General features: G+C 62.7%; 9 protein-coding genes and 1 pseudogene. 7 read left to right on the forward strand and 3 right to left on the reverse strand.

The features are described 5' to 3' along the window. Positions 1–172 precede the first annotated feature (172 nt). Both ACE4QZ_RS16990 and ACE4QZ_RS16995 read left to right on the forward strand, forming a co-directional pair. On the forward strand, positions 173–1825 hold the full coding sequence (locus tag ACE4QZ_RS16990; RefSeq protein WP_021782849.1) for a nitrite/sulfite reductase: 1653 nt from the start codon (positions 173–175) through the stop codon (positions 1823–1825). Next, a complete protein-coding gene (locus ACE4QZ_RS16995) occupies positions 1809–2303 on the forward strand; it encodes a DUF934 domain-containing protein (protein WP_003250391.1) in 495 nt (164 codons plus the stop codon). Before ACE4QZ_RS16990 ends, ACE4QZ_RS16995 begins: the two co-directional genes overlap by 17 nt. A gap of 46 nt (positions 2304–2349) precedes the next feature. Here ACE4QZ_RS16995 and ACE4QZ_RS17000 read toward each other — a convergent pair. Next, positions 2350–6538 (reverse strand): annotated as a pseudogene (locus ACE4QZ_RS17000) (NEL-type E3 ubiquitin ligase domain-containing protein). A 204-nt stretch (positions 6539–6742) separates the two neighbouring features. Here ACE4QZ_RS17000 and dkgB point away from each other — a divergent pair. From dkgB to ACE4QZ_RS17025, 5 genes are all read left to right on the forward strand, one after another. Beyond that, entirely contained in the window at positions 6743–7546 is an 804-nt protein-coding gene (gene dkgB, locus ACE4QZ_RS17005; protein WP_021782851.1) for a 2,5-didehydrogluconate reductase DkgB, read from the forward strand. 5 nt (positions 7547–7551) lie between these two features. Next, the gene (locus ACE4QZ_RS17010) at positions 7552–8739 is read left to right on the forward strand and encodes an MFS transporter (protein ID WP_172402817.1); all 1188 of its coding nucleotides are present in this window, start codon (positions 7552–7554) and stop codon (positions 8737–8739) included. Positions 8740–8990: 251 nt separating this feature from the next. After that, positions 8991–10223 (forward strand): MFS transporter, encoded by a 1233-nt coding sequence (locus tag ACE4QZ_RS17015; protein WP_021782853.1) that lies wholly within the window; start codon positions 8991–8993, stop codon positions 10221–10223. A gap of 36 nt (positions 10224–10259) precedes the next feature. Beyond that, positions 10260–11033 (forward strand): AraC family transcriptional regulator, encoded by a 774-nt coding sequence (locus tag ACE4QZ_RS17020; RefSeq protein ID WP_021782854.1) that lies wholly within the window; start codon positions 10260–10262, stop codon positions 11031–11033. A 141-nt stretch (positions 11034–11174) separates the two neighbouring features. Continuing rightward, positions 11175–12323, forward strand: coding sequence for a M14-type cytosolic carboxypeptidase (locus ACE4QZ_RS17025; protein WP_021782855.1), 1149 nt, complete (start codon positions 11175–11177; stop codon positions 12321–12323). A gap of 90 nt (positions 12324–12413) precedes the next feature. On the opposite strand, the gene ACE4QZ_RS17030 is transcribed toward ACE4QZ_RS17025, so the two are convergent. Both ACE4QZ_RS17030 and ACE4QZ_RS17035 read right to left on the reverse strand, forming a co-directional pair. Beyond that, positions 12414–13385: a spore coat protein U domain-containing protein gene (locus tag ACE4QZ_RS17030; RefSeq protein WP_021782856.1), complete on the reverse strand. Its 972-nt coding sequence runs from the start codon at positions 13383–13385 to the stop codon at positions 12414–12416. After that, positions 13382–15679: a fimbria/pilus outer membrane usher protein gene (locus ACE4QZ_RS17035; RefSeq protein ID WP_021782857.1), complete on the reverse strand. Its 2298-nt coding sequence runs from the start codon at positions 15677–15679 to the stop codon at positions 13382–13384. The genes ACE4QZ_RS17030 and ACE4QZ_RS17035 overlap by 4 nt, the downstream gene beginning before the upstream one ends. Between the last annotated feature and the right edge of the window lie 104 nt (positions 15680–15783).

Genomic DNA, 15783 nt, shown 5'->3' on the forward strand with positions numbered 1-15783 from the left:
CTGGCGACGCTCAACGCACAAATGGCAGTCAATCTCACATAGTCCATTTGGTTCTTTTCATATGCAAAAACATCACTTTAGCGCATAACCGCAACCTGATATCGTTCCCCGGCTCCGTACCGGAGTGCGCGGCCGTGCGCGCGAATAGCTGCATGCCTGAGACAGGACTTTTATGTACGTATACGACGAGTACGATCAGCGGATCATCGAGGACCGCGTCAAGCAGTTCCGTGATCAGACCCGCCGCTACCTGGCCGGTGAGCTGAGCGAAGAAGAATTCCGCCCTCTGCGCCTGCAGAACGGCCTTTATATCCAACGTTTCGCGCCGATGCTGCGTGTCGCGGTGCCGTACGGCCAGTTGAACGCCAATCAGGTCCGCACCCTGGCCAAGATCGCTCGCGACTACGACAAGGGCTATGCCCACATCTCCACCCGCCAGAACGTGCAGTTCAACTGGCCGGCGCTGGAGGACATCCCCGACATCCTCGCCGAGCTGGCCACCGTGCAGATGCACGCGATCCAGACCAGCGGCAACTGCCTGCGCAACACCACCACCGACCAGTTCGCCGGTGTGGCAGCAGACGAAATCGTCGACCCGCGCCCGTGGTGTGAAATCGTCCGTCAGTGGACCACCTTCCACCCGGAATTCGCCTACCTGCCACGCAAGTTCAAGATCGCCATCAACGGCTCGCAGGAAGACCGCGCCGCCATCGAAGTGCACGACATCGGCCTGGAGCCGGTGCGCAACGCTGCCGGTGAACTGGGCTTCCGTGTGCTGGTCGGTGGTGGCCTGGGCCGTACCCCGGTGGTGGGCTCGTTCATCAACGAGTTCCTGCCGTGGCAAGACCTGATCAGCTACCTCGACGCCATCCTGCGCGTGTACAACCGTTACGGTCGCCGTGACAACAAGTACAAGGCGCGGATCAAGATTCTGGTCAAGGCCCTTACCCCGGAAGTGTTCGCCGAAAAGGTCGAGGCCGAAATGGTCCACCTGCGAGGCGGCAGCACCACCCTGACCGAGGCCGAAGTGCAGCGTGTGTCGCGCCACTTCGTCGACCCCGAGTACCTCGCACTCGACAACGTCGACTACACCGCACTGGATGCCGAGTACCCAGGGTTCGCCCGCTGGCGCTCGCGCAACACCCGTGCCCACAAACGCCCGGGTTACGTGGCTGTGACCCTGTCACTCAAGCCGACCGGTGTTGCTCCGGGTGACTTGACCGACAAGCAGCTGGACGCCGTGGCCGACCTGGCCGAACGCTACAGCTTCGGCTTCCTGCGCACCTCGCACGAGCAGAACATCATCCTCGCCGATGTCGAGCAGCGCCAGCTGCACGCGCTGTGGCTGGAACTGCGCGAAGGCGGCTTCGCCACTCCGAACATCGGCCTGCTGACCGACATCATCTGCTGCCCGGGTGGCGACTACTGCTCGCTGGCCAACGCCAAGTCGATCCCGATTGCCGAGTCCATCCAGCGCCGTTTCGACGACCTGGACTACCTGTTCGACATCGGCGAGATCGACCTGAACATCTCCGGCTGCATGAACGCCTGCGGCCACCACCACGTGGGCCACATCGGCATCCTCGGCGTGGACAAGAAGGGTGAGGAGTTCTACCAGGTGTCGCTGGGCGGCAACGCCGCGCGCGGCGCAAGCCTGGGCAAGATCCTTGGCCCGTCCTTCGCGCAGGATGACATGGCCGATGTGATCGAGAAGCTGATTGCCGTGTACGTCGAGCAACGTACCGAGGAAGAGCGTTTCATCGACACCTACCAGCGTATTGGCATCGACCCCTTCAAGGAACGCGTCTATGCAGCGAATCATTAAGAACAACCAGATCGTCGACGAAACCTGGCACCTGCTGCCCAAGGAAACCTCGTTCGACGAGCTGACCAACTGCGACGACTACATCGTCCCGCTACAGATGTGGCGCGACCATGCCCATGTGCTCAAGGCCCGCGATGGTGGCTTGGGTGTATGGCTGGACAGCGACCAGGAAGCGGAGGAAATCGGTGAAGACGTGCACCACTTCCAGGTCATCGCCCTGAACTTCCCGGCATTCACCGACGGCCGCAGCTACTCCAATGCGCGCCTGCTGCGTGACCGCTACAAGTTCAAAGGCGAACTGCGCGCCATCGGCGATGTGCTGCGCGACCAGCTGTTCTTCATGGCCCGCTGCGGCTTCGACGCATTCGCCATCCGTGCCGACAAGGACCCGGAAGACGCGCTGCAAAGCCTGAAGGACTTCTCGGTGACCTACCAGGCCGCCACCGACGAACCGCTGCCGCTATTCCGCCGCCGCTGATCGTCCCGCCCCAGCGAACAGCCCGCCTCTAGGCGGGCTGTTTCGTTCATAGGCCGTGGCGTTGAATTGCCTCTCGGCTCAATTCAAGCAAAAGCTGCCGTTTTGCTGCCTCACGCTCTGCGCAGATATGCTCGACTTGGGCAAAATAGTCGCCATCGCTCAGCGTTTTCGATTGTTCGAGCAACGCATCCAGGCGCTGCTGAAAAGGCTCGTCCAGGCGGCTGAAGCGCGCCGCCTGCTGCTCGTGCAGATAGTCCTGCCAGAAGGATCGATCTGCCAGCGCCTGAGCCAAGGCTTGTGGCGTTTCCTGCCGCAGCACCTCGCTGCGCGCGGCGTCCAGGTCTTCACGGCCAACGCCGCTGAAACTCTCATACGAAAGATGGCTGGGCTGCACGGGAAGGTCGAGGCTATCCGCCAGCCTGACGCGATAGGTCAAGTAAACCTCAACGGGATCGTTCGAAAAGTAATCCGCAATATGCCGCGCGGCAATTGCGTTGACTTTGTCCAGGCGGAACAACGAACGCCCCAGCCTGACCAGCGCCCGCTCTTTCTGCAACCCGGTACCGGCTGTTCCGGCCCTGACGACCATCGCGCCAATCTCCAGCTCGCTGAGCGTCAGCAGCAACTCGTCGCTGCAACTGCGCGGCCGGGCAACTTGCTCGAACAGGCTCGCGCGTACTTCAGCGTGCTGCTCGCAGGCTTCGAGGATATGCCACACTCGCGCCTGAAGGTCGCGCGGTTGTGCGTCGTATTCACGCAGGGCGCGTAAATCATAGAAAAAGCGGAACAGATCCTGTGCCCCGGCTTCCTGGCTCAAGCGGTTCCAGCTCGCCAATCGCACCTCGCGCTGGGCTGGCGTGAACCCTGAAAACCAAGGGGCTGCAGCGTTCGGGATCGAAGTGGCATGAGCTGCACGTCGACGCTCAGCAGCCCCGGCCGACGCCCTGGCCAACTGCAAGCGCTGCAGGGTTTCGTCCGAGAGTGGATTGTCGTGCAGTTCCAGGCCCCGCAACAAGCGAAGCGGCACTAGGGACAACGCTTCAGGCAGCGTCTGGATCTGGTTGTCACGCATGTCCAGCAACTCCAGATTACCGTGCCTGGCCAGATCAGCGGGCAGTTCGCCCAGCCCGGTGTTGCGCAAGGACAGCCGGCGCAGCAGGGGGAAAGACGCCAAGGGTGGCAGCAAACCGACCGGGTTGCCGTTGAGCTCCAAACGGTGCAGCTCCACAAGCTGGCTCAAACGCAGGTTATCCTCGCTGGAAAGCACGATCTGGTTGCCGCCAAGGCGCAGGTTTTTCAATTCGGTCAGTTGCTCGATACCTGCAGGAAGGCGAGTCAGCCGGTTGTTCCGCAAGTCCAGGTTGCGCACCTTGCTGAAGCGACCAATAAAGCCCGCATCAAGGCTCGTCAGCTGCATATCGCGCAGGGTCAGGTGCGTGATGTGGTCAAAGCTCACATTTTCAGGCAAAGCCGGCAGGTCACCCACCCGCTCACCCACGAGGGTCAGGTGGTAGTCACCCGCCATCTCCCCAGGGGTAAAGCGCTGCCAGCTTGCCGTAATGCGCCTGGCAACCTTGATACGACGCAGGCGGCGGACAATGTTCAGCCCTGCGTCATTTCGCCAGGCTTGCAATGCCTGCTTGAGGCTGACCTTGGCCTGTAGCAGTTGGCTGACATGGTTCCACGGATCCCCCCCCCCGCTGCGCCAGGTCTTGCAGGTAGACCTCCAGTTGCTCACTGCTCATCACCGGATACACGTGGTTCAACGTGCGGCGCAGTGCCTGGCGGGTCCCTGTCAAGTGGCCACTGAGCGGGTAGCCCAAACGCCCATCGAACAACCGCACAGGAGGGCGAATCCCCTGCCCCACACGGGCCAGCCCAATCATCCGGGCCGCCGACTCACGGTCTGCGAGTGCCTCACGCCCAAGCCGCTCACCCAGTGCGTCATCCGTCATCTGGCTCATACCAAGCAACTGTCGCTGACGGCTGTCCAGTTGCTGTCTCAACGTCTGCAGCAACCCACCCCTGCCCGCGGCAGGCAGCTCAACGTTGACCCCGGTCGACCAAGGGGCGATGGCATCGATCAGGCCCAGCGCGAGCTTGCCGGTATCGTCATTTTCTGCAGCGGCCTGGCGCAACCCTGCACAGGCACGGTCTATTCGGCTGTCGCGTATTGCCCAGCGTGCACGTTCCGCCAAGGCCAGGGGTACCCGGCCTGCGCCAGTCAGGGTCTCCATCTCGACACTGCTGGCTCCCTCGACGATTTCCCTTGCGCAGCGGTGGGAAAGGCCTGGGAAGTCCCGCATCAAGACCCGGTCCGCTGCTTGCGGGCTGATCTGTCGCTCGTTGAAGACCTCCTCGAAAGCTTCACCTCGCAACGCTGGAAAATCACGGTGCAATTGCTGGCGCTCGATGGCATCGAGCAAGCGTGCCGGCGGGGGCGCATTTTCCAGTAACAAACGGCGCAGGCAGTCAGCATCGAAACCGGTTGCCTGCAGCGCTACGGATACCGCCTCATCGGGCACCTGCGCCGTGCGGCTGGCAAGGCGGCGCACCATGCTGGCGGGGTCATGCCAGCGCTGCGGTTGCTCGAACTCATGCACCCATCCCCCGGCACCATTGTGCTCAAGTGCCGGTGAATACGCCCCCGGCCTTGATGGATGATGAATACGCCATGCGCCATCGTCCCCTTCGCTCACTTCATAGACAGCGTCGTGCAGGCGCCTCAGCGAACGGCCAGTTTCATTCACGGCCTGTCCTACCATCAGATCGACGCCCTCACGCTGATAGCCCGACAAGGAGGGATCACACAGCCGCAACTGGCCATCGCCCAGGCTTACCGGCACCATGGCATCCACCCGCGCCACTCGCTGTGCCAGCTTGCCAAGTGCCGCCGCCCCGGCCGTCGTCACCGCCGCTATCACGACCGTGTCGGCCACGTTGAACAAGTGGCCCAATGCGGCGTCGCGATCACCCAACTGCCAATCCTGGTAGCCTTCGTACACCTCACCCGCCAGTTGCACCACCGTAAGCCCCAGCAGGGCCTGCCCCAACACAGGCACAAACAGCGCTGCCAAGCCTGCCACGCTCAAGCCCAAGTCCAGATAACCCTGCAAACGTGCGCGGCGGTCGGCGATATCCTCATCCTCTGTCGATACCGCCAGTACCCGCGCGTCATCCCGCATTTTGTCGATCCGGGCTTGGCGCAGCGCGACGAACACGTCGCCCTCGATCGCAAAACAGCGGCCATCCAGCTCAAGCGGAAGAACAGTATTACCGTGGTTGAGCAGCGCGTTCAGCGTCGCGCAGAAGGCGACGCGATCACGCTCTGCGACGAAGCGCTGGAAGTACCGACGATACGCTTCATTACGCAAGCGTATGCCAAGGGTCATGTACAGCAGTTCCCAGCTGGTGTGCCAACTCACCGGGGCATACGGGTCCTCAGGCAACCACGCGATAACGCCAAGCAGGCGGGCGTTCTGACGCACTTCGATCACCAGTGCGCCAATGACTTCCTTGCCCAACAGCCTCAGGGTGTGACACTTCAACACGGTGTCGTCGGCTGGCAGGAAAGACGCTGTGCCCACCACCTGGTTGATCCACTGACAGGTCTGCTCATCGATTTCACCCTTGATCCTTGCGGCGATTGCAGCAAGCGCCAGGTTGGCGCTCATCGCCTCCTCCAGGGTGCTCTCGACGGCCACCCCCTCGCCTTCAAGCTTCGCTTGCAAATGGCTTTGATAACGCCTGCCGATATCAAGGTCTCTGCAAAGGCGGACAAAGGCTTGCGCACTTAGCGGCAGCAGGTGCCCGCTAGCAGTGACCAACTGCGACCCGGCCGCGAACCAGCCAGGCTGCATTTCCTTTTCGTGGAAGTTATGCAGTGCCGCCGAGAGCAGGGTCTGGGTGCTGACGATGCGTGTCGAAGTGCTTGGTAAAGCAGGAGATATCGACGGTTTGGGCTGCAGGGTCACCAGCCTGAGCTGTGCCTGGCGCAGCTCTACCTGCCTGATCGAATGGGCCTCAAGTGCTCTTTTGAGCAACGACTCGGCGAACTCATCCAAGGGGGTTATGGCCCCTAACCAGGCGTCGACTTGGTCCTGCGCCCGCTGTTGGCGCAAAGCAGCGGCGCGCAGCCCTGTCAGCTCTTGGGCAGACGCGCGCTTGAGCCAGCCTGGCAGCTGACGGGCAATCAGCGCATCGATGGAATCGGCAGGTATTACGGAAGGGGTCATGGGCAGCCTCAACGCTTGATAAAAAAGCGCTAGCTGAACAAGGTTCCAATCCCCTCTGGCCCTATTTATGTAGTGAATGCACAGCTTGAAAATGTATTTGTGCCTACAGGTCAAATGACTTTGGCGCCGTAGCGGCTTATTCGCTGCCGTTCAAACCTGCACACTGGGCACCACATGATCCTCCCCCTATTCAGGAGCAACCCCATGAGCGTTCCTTCCTTCGGCCTCGGCACCTTCCGCCTCACCGGCCAAACCGTCATCGACTCGGTCAAGTCTGCCCTGGCAGTCGGCTACCGCGTCATCGATACCGCACAGATCTACAAGAACGAAGCCGAAGTCGGCCAGGCCATCGCCGAAAGCGGCGTGCCGCGCAGCGAGCTGTTCATCACCACCAAGATCTGGGTCGACAACTACGCCGCCGACAAGCTGATCCCCAGCCTGCGTGACAGCTTGCAGAAGCTGCGCACCGACTATGTCGACCTGCTGCTGATCCACTGGCCAGCGCCGGGCAACGGCGTAGAGCTGCCCGAGTACATGAAGGCCCTGGCCGACGCCAAGCAGCAAGGCCTGGCTCGCCAGATAGGCGTTTCCAACTTCAACATCGAATTGACCAGGCAAGCCATTGCCGTGGTCGGAAAAGGGGAAATCGCCACCAACCAGATCGAGCTCAGCCCGTACCTGCAGAACGGCAAGCTGACCACGTTCCTCAAGGAACAAGGGATCACCGTGACCTCGTACATGACCCTGGCCTACGGCAAAGTGCTGAAAGACCCGGTGCTGACCCAGATCGCCGCCAAGCACAAGGCTACCGTCGCCCAGGTCGCCCTGGCTTGGGCCTTGCAATTGGGCTATGCCGTGATCCCGTCATCGACCAAGCGTGAAAACCTGGCCAGCAACCTGCTTGCCCGTGGCCTGAAGCTGGACAGCGACGACATGGCACGCATCGCCAAGCTGGAGCGCAATGGCCGCGAGGTCAGCCCTGACGGCCTGGCGCCAACCTGGGACTGACACCGATGACTGCTCAAACAATGAGACCCGGCCGCGTGCTTTTCGCGTTGGCCATTGGCGCCTTTGGCATCGGTACTACTGAGTTCACCCCGATGGGGCTACTGCCGGTCATCGCCCAGGGCGTGGAGGTGAGTATCCCAAGCGCCGGCATGCTGATCACCGCCTATGCCATTGGCGTGATGGTCGGCACACCGATCATGACCCTGCTGTTCAGCCGCTTTGGGAGGCGCGCTGCGCTGATGGCATTGATGGCCATCTTCACCCTTGGCAACCTGCTGTCGTCGCTGTCGCCGGACTACTACACCCTGCTCGCTTCGCGACTGGTCACAAGCCTCAACCATGGTGCGTTCTTCGGCCTGGGAGCCGTGGTGGCAGCCAGCGTGGTGCCCAAGGAGAAACAGGCCAGCGCCGTGGCCACCATGTTCATGGGCCTGACCATCGCCAACATCGGCGGCGTGCCGGCCGCCACCTGGATCGGCCAGCAGATCGGCTGGCGCATGGCATTTGCCGGCACCGCCGTACTCGGCCTGCTGGCCATGGCCGCGCTGTGGTACGCCCTGCCCAAGGGTGAACGCGGCAGCGTTCCGCATGTGCGCAAGGAACTGGCAGTCATTGCCCGCCCCAGCGTGCTGCTGGCAATGGCCACCACGGTGCTCGGTGCCGGTGCCATGTTCACCTTGTACACCTACGTGGCACCAGTGCTGGCCGAACTGACCGGTGCCTCGGACAGCTTCATAACCTTGGGGCTGGTCCTTATCGGGGTTGGCTTCACCCTTGGCAACAGCCTGGGGGGCCGCCTGGCGGACTGGTCGCTGGATGGCGCGGCGAAGATCTTCCTCGCCGTGCTGGCGCTGATCATGCTACTGATGCCCCTGGTACTGAGCAGCCACATCGGCGCCGCCATCGCCCTGCTGGTCTGGGGCATGTTCACCTTCGCCGTGGTACCGCCGCTGCAAATGCGCGTAATGACTGCCGCCATCGAGGCGCCGGGCCTGGCATCGTCGATCAACGTGGGTGCGTTCAACCTGGGTAACGCCGTGGGCGCGGCGCTGGGTGGTGCGGTTATCAGCCTGAACCTGGGCTACGCCGCCGTGCCAATGGCCGGGGGTGTGCTGGCGACTGCGGGGCTGTTGCTGGTATGGCTGGGCGGGCGCAGCAAGGTCGCCGGCAAGACCGCAGCCGATATGGCCTGATCGCATCACCTGCTGGAGCGGCCCATCGCGACACAAGGCCGTTCCTGCACACGGGCCGCGCCCGATACACCTCTGTCCTTCCTCACGCTGTAATGATGGAATGCCGGGCGCCTCCGTTCTCTTTTCAGGCTGCAGGCAAGGATGCCCGAAACGCGACATTGGCTGCCTGTTCGGCGTGAGACAGGCCACCTGAGCACTGGATAACCTGCTACGGCAATGCCTTGCTCCCTTGCCATAGAAGAACCTTGCCCATGACAACCTCCGCCGCCTCCATAGCCGCCGCCACGCCTGCCGACCAGCCTCAAGGCTTTGTCGTGCGCATCGTCGGTGCGGCTGCATTCGCCCACCTGCTCAATGACCTGATTCAAGCCGTACTGCCATCGATCTACCCCATGCTGAAAAGCGATTTCGCGCTGAGCTTTGCCCAGATCGGCTGGATCGCCTTGGTGTATCAGGTAACCGCTTCCCTGCTGCAACCTTGGGTCGGCATGTTCACCGACAAGCACCCACAACCCTACCTGTTACCTGCCGGCATGCTGGTGACGCTGGTGGGTATCGCCCTGCTCGCCTTTGCTGGCAGCTATGAAATGCTGCTGGTGGCTGCCGCCGTGGTCGGCGTGGGTTCGGCCACCTTTCACCCAGAGGCCTCACGGGTGGCCAGAATGGCCTCCGGCGGGCGCTTCGGCACCGCGCAGTCAACCTTCCAGGTCGGCGGCAATACCGGCTCGGCCCTCGGTCCGCTGCTCACCGCTGCCATCATCATTCCGCACGGGCAACCGGCCATTGCCTGGTTCATGCTGGCCGCTGCGCTGGCTGTTCTGGTGCTGCTGCGTGTGACGGGCTGGAGCGTGCGCCACGGCCAGGCCCAGCTCAAGAGCTTCGCGGGCCAACAGGCCCCTGGCCTGTCGCGGGGTGCCATGTGGCGCGCGGTGGTGGTGATCGCCGTGCTGATGTTCGCCAAGTTCGTCTACATCGCTTCGTTCACCAACTTCTTCACCTTCTACCTGATCGAGCATTTCGGCCTGAGTGTGCAGCACAGCCAGCTGTACCTGTTCGTGTTCCTCGCAGCCGTAGCGCTGGGCACTTTTGCCGGTGGCCCGGTGGGTGATCGCATCGGGCGCAAGGCCGTGATCTGGGTCTCGTTCCTCGGCGTGGCGCCCTTCGCCCTGGCCCTGCCCCATGCCAACCTCGCCTGGACAGCCGTACTGGCGGTGGCCATCGGCCTGGTAATGTCCTCGGCATTCGCTGCCCTGGTGGTGTATGCCCAAGAGGCGGTGCCAGGCCGGGTCGGCATGGTTTCGGGGGTGATGTTCGGGCTGATGTTCGGCATCAGCGGCGTGGGTGCAGCCGGCCTGGGCACACTGGCCGACCGGCATGGCATCGAATGGGTGTACCAGGCCATCGCGTTCCTGCCGCTGCTCGGGTTGGCCACCGCCTTGCTGCCGGCCACCCACTCGCGGGCCCGCCCAGGTCGTTGCTGCTAAAGTGGCGCTGCCAGGCTGCTCCGATATGAGGTCACGATGGTAAAGCCGCAGCGTGAATTGTTGGTGGAGGTCGATGAGTGGACCTGGGAAGTCGGTAGCCGTGCGACAGACTACCCAAGCGACTGGTTCATCGAGCCCCATAGCCATACCAAACATCAACTGATCTATGCCATCAAAGGCCTGATGATCGTCGAGTCCGGCAACGAATGCTGGACTGTGCCACCCAGCCGCGGCGTGTGGATGCCTTGCGGCCAGGTGCATGCCATTCGCTGTGTCGGCGACGTGAAGATGCGCAGTGTGTTCGTGCGCATCGACGCGGCAGCAGGCCTGCCCCTGCAGAGCAAGGCCATCAGCATCTCGCCGCTGCTCAGCGAGCTGATCAAGACCTCGGTGGGCTTCACCGCTCCGTTTGCCGAGGACTCGCGAGAAGCCCGGGTCATGCGCCTGATCCTCGACGAAATCTGCGTACTGCCGACGTTGCCGCTGAAGCTGTCGCAACCCAGCGACAAGCGACTGAGGGTGATCTGCACGGCGCTGCAAGAACAGCCCGAGGATAACGCCACCGTTGCCGACTGGGGCCTGCGACTGGGGGTGGACGAAAAGACCATCCAGCGGTTGTTCCGCAAGGAAACCGGTATGACCTTCGGCCAGTGGCGCCAGCAGGCGCGGCTGATGCAGGCACTGGAGCGGATAGCGCTGGGCGAGCGAATCATCGATGTGGCGGGGGCTTTGGGTTATGACAGCCCAAGTGCCTTCGCCAGCATGTTCAAGCGCCAGTTCGGTACCACGCCCAGCCAGTTCTTCAAATAACCTGAAGTCCACACATTTACCGGTCACCAGCTTGCTGCATAAGGGCGGCCGCTAACGGCTCGCCCTGCCTGATCTTGCACAGCATCCCCGCCAAGCCTTATACAGTACCCCTACAACAATGCCCGCAAAGGAGCCCGGCACATGACCGTGACGCTGTCCCCCCTGCAGATCGACTGCGATTTCGACTCCGGCAACATACAGGTACTGGATGCCAGCAACCCGGCCCAGGTACACCTGGCCATTCGCCCGGACACCCACAGCGGCCACTACCAGTGGTTCCACTTCAAGGTCAGCGGGCTGACACCGGGGCAGGTCCATCGCTTCAGCCTGGACAACGCTTCTGGCTCCTCGTACAAGAACGCGTGGAGCGGCTACAACGCGGTCGCCAGCTACGACCAGCAGCGCTGGTTCCGCGTGCCCAGCCAGTTCGACGGTGCGGCGCTATCGTTCGAGGTCACGGCTGAACAGGACCAGATCTGGTTCGCCTATTTCGAGCCCTACCCGCGAGCCCGCCACAACCAGCTGATCGAACGTGCCCGCCAACTCCCGGGGGTCGAGTTGCTGGCCTGCGGTCGCAGTATTCAGGGCCGCGATATCCCGCTGCTGCGGGCAGGTGACGGTGCCGAAGGCAAACGCAAGCTGTGGCTGATTGCCCAGCAGCACCCGGGCGAGCACATGGCCGAATGGTTCATGGAAGGCGTGATCGACCGCCTGCAGACCAACGACGCAGTGATCCAGCAATTACTGGCCAAGGCCGACCTTTACCTGATCCCCAACATGAACCCCGACGGCGCCTTCCTCGGCCACCTGCGCACCAACTTCAAGGGCAAGGACCTCAACCGCGCCTGGCAGGACGCCAGCGTCGAATTCAGCCCGGAAGTGTTCTTTGCACAGGCGCAGATGAAGCAGTACGGTGTGGATGCCTTCATCGACGTGCACGGCGACGAAGAGATCCCGCACGTGTTCACGGCCGCATGCGAGGGCAACCCGGGTTACACCCCTCGGTTGGCCAAGCTCGAAGAGCAGTTCCGTAGCACCTTGTGCAGCCTGACCCGCGACTTCCAGACGGTGCATGGCTATACCCGTGACGAACCCGGACAGGCGAACACGACGCTGGCCTGCAATGCGGTGGGCATGGCACATGACTGCCTGTCACTGACGCTGGAGATGCCGTTCAAGGACCATGACGACGCACCCGATGTCGTCACCGGGTGGTCGGGGGCGCGTTCGAAGGCACTGGCCGGAGCGGTACTGGAGACCCTGGCAAGCATGGTAGGCGATTTGCGCTGAACCTCGCCTTGCGCAGCCCCTGCAGGAGCAGCACGTCGCGACACACGGCGGCTCCTTCAGGGGGTATGAACCACCGGAAGGACGACAGGTTCAGAATTGCACATCCAGTATCACACTGTCGGTATAGGTCGCAGCCGGCGGTGTCGCCTGATCGGTATAGACCTTGGCGTTGTAGTTGAACACCTGGCTACCCGTGCCGGTACCCACGCCGGGGTTGATGTCGGCATCCGTACTGGAACGCCTGGCAGCCCCTGACGCCCCCCAGCGCACGGTCCCGGCACTTTTGAAAATGTCATAGGCCAGGTAGTTGTTGGCCGAAGACTTCATCCGCCGCCGCCCACCGGAAACGTTCTGCCCGTCATCCAGCCCTACCGTGTAGCTGCTGCCCTTGGTGCATGACACGTTTATGCCCTGGCTCACCGTGCCGAACCCCGCCACCACCGGCGCACTGGCGAAACTGATGTCAGGGGTGGTGATCTGGCAATCGTTGGTCACCGTCAGGCTCACGTTCAAGATCTGGCTACCCGAGCCGGTGTCACGCCCAAGGCATATCCCCAACGCGCCAATACCCGAACAATAATCCCAGCTCCAGGCCACGGTCAGGGCCTCCTGATACAACCCGGCCGCGACATTGCTGCCAATTTGGGTGCGCATGTAGATCGGCACCGCCTTGGGCGTGGTACCGCCGAGCAGCCCCAGCAAGTCGAGGATACCGTTGCGGGCGAAGTCGTAGGCCACACCCCGGGTAATCGGGTAGCGGGTGGTGTTGTCGGCATAGAGCGTGTAGGGAATGACATCGCCTGTCGGGCCGACCAGCCCACCCGAGGCGGGCGTGATCGTGGCGTAGAAGTGATCACCGCTGCTGAGCAAGGTCAGTAGTGAGCCGGTGCACTGCAACCCGGAGTTCAGGCTGGAAGCCGTCTGTACGGTGTTGCGAACCTGCGTTGAATTAAGGCTGCCAAACGCTGCCGGCAACGTGGCCACCGACGAGCAAAGCGCCCAGGCCGAAGCGCTCGGCAACAGCAGCACGCTCGCCCCCAGGCCGCGCAACCAAGCCTTCATCGGCACACCAGCGGACCAATCAGAGGGATCGAGCCTTGTGCTTCAGGCAGATCGAACTCCACTTCGCAATTTCCACCCCCGTCAAGCGCTACCTGAAGGTGGTTATGCGACGACAGGTTCTCCAGGTACACCAACCCGTCCCACCCCACCACCGCCAGGGTGCCGCTCTCTGCGTGGGTGACACGGCTACCCAGTTTGAGCACCTGCTGGTTGCCATCCACCAATTCGACACTGGCCGCCATGACACGCTTGAGGGGGAATTCCAGCAAGTAGCCACTGCCCCGTCGCACCGCTACACGCTGCTCAACGTCCGGTGCGAGGACATCCGGTGGCAGGTTCATGGGGTCGATCTCGTACTTGCCCCGGTAGTAACCGCTGCTGTAAGGCACCAGCAAGTGCCCCTTGGCATCGGTGCGGCCGATCTCCTGGTTTTCATAACGCACCGGCACATCGGCGTAACCTGCGGTACTGACCACCACGAAGGCATCATCGATACGGTTGGCGGCGAACACGCCGGCATCCATCCACACCAGAGACCCACTGGCGTCGGCCCAGCGGGTCATGTCGCCGCTGCTGCCATACACACCGGCCTGCAATTGCACCGATTGCAGGCGCCAGGTGACGTCGGCCTGGCGATAGGCATCACGGTCGCTGCCTGCGGCATAGCCCAGGTTGTAACCGACGCCGACACCGGCTGGCACCGCACGGCTGTAGTTGACCCGTTGCAGGGTCTCGCCTTCATTGCTGCGCTCCATGCTCAGCGCCAGGGTGCCGTGCAGGTCGAACGGGATCACCAACTGCGCCTGCACCGCCCACTGGCTGTCACCCACTTCACGGTTGGCCGACAGGTACATACTGCTGCCGCCCCACAGCGGCTTGCTGTAGCTCAGGTTGATCAACCGCGTACGCGTCCCGTCACCGGCGCGCACGTCGAAGTAACCAGCGCCAATGCTGCCGTACTCGTTCAGGTTGAAGCTGAGAGTGACCTGTTCGCTGCTTTTGCTCAGCTGCATATCCGGGAAGCCCACCCGGCTCAGGTCGGCATAGTCGCCATGGCGTTGCAGGCGCTGGTAACTGAAGCCGATGCGCTGGCTGTTGTACTGGTAGCCAAGGGCGACCTGATGGCCCTTGTCGCCCTCGAACCGGCTTTGCGCCAAGGCAGCGTTGAGCACGCCGAAGTTGCCCACGCGCATGTTGCCACCCAGCCCACCCAGCACCAGCGATTCAGCCGATTCGGCGTGGGTTTCCAGGGTGAAGATGTCACTGAGCCCATAGCGCAGGCTACCTGAGGCGATACCCGGCCCATAGCTGAAATCGCGTACGCCGTAATCACGGCGCAGGCTGCCGGCGGCCACCGAGTAGTCCGACAGGCCCTTCTGCAGCAGGCTGCTGGTGACATAGAACGGCAAGGTAGTCGACACCTGCCGGCCAAGGGCATCAGTGGTGACCACCACCGCCTCCCCGGCGCCGTTGATGAACGGCACGTTGGTCAGGGTATACGGGCCTGGCTGCAGTTCAGTGGTACTGGACTTGAAACCGTTGATGAACAGGTCGAGCGACGTGGGCACCGCCGCTTCGCCGGCGAACGCAGGCAAGGGGTAAGTGACAAGATCCGGGCGCGCAGCGAAGTCGCGTGACAGCTGCACCCCACCCACTCGCACCGAGCTGCTCCAGGGCAAGGCGCCCGTCACAAAATCACCGGCTTCGTAGGTCAGCAGGCGCTGCTCGTCGGTGAAGCGCCAGGTGGTGTCGTAACGCATGAAGCCTCGCCGCGTATCGTCCGCCTGTGCGCCATTGAAAGACTGGCGCCACTGGCCGGTACTGGAGAAGGTACCCCAGCTGTCGAACAGGCGCAGCTCGTTCCAGGCGGCCAGGTAGGTGCCACCTTCATCGGTGTCGTTGAGATACAGGTCGTAGTTGAACAGGGCGCCGAAACTGCTGCGCGCATCGCTGGCCGGGTAAAGGTTGCGATCACCCACTTGCTGGTCTGGCAACCAGGCCGGCGGCACCTGCAGCAGCAGGCGCTGGTTCTGACTGTCGTAGTCGGTGTGCAGCCCCGCGATGCTGTCCAAGGCCACCTCCCCCTGGGGGTTGCCCGGCAGCGAAACGCCGGCTGCACGCAATACGTCGCTGTCCAGGAACAACCGCCCGGCCCGCTGCTGCACCGGTATCAAGTCAACCCTGGGCATCTGGTTCACCACCAGGTCGAGGTAAAGGGTAGCCTCGGCGATGGCGGACATCTCCGTGGGCGGTGGGGGCAAGTCGTCGGCCAGCACCAGCGCGGAGCTGGCCATGGTCAGCCCCAGGCACCAGCGGCACGTCGTCGCCGGGAGCCATTTCACACACGGTTTCCAACCATTGCCGGGTCCTCCCTGACGCCTGCCCTGCATTCGGTCGT

The sequence above is a fragment of the Pseudomonas sp. DCA-1 genome (genome assembly GCF_046523955.1).
Taxonomy (GTDB): Bacteria; Pseudomonadota; Gammaproteobacteria; order Pseudomonadales; family Pseudomonadaceae; genus Aquipseudomonas; species Aquipseudomonas putida_Y.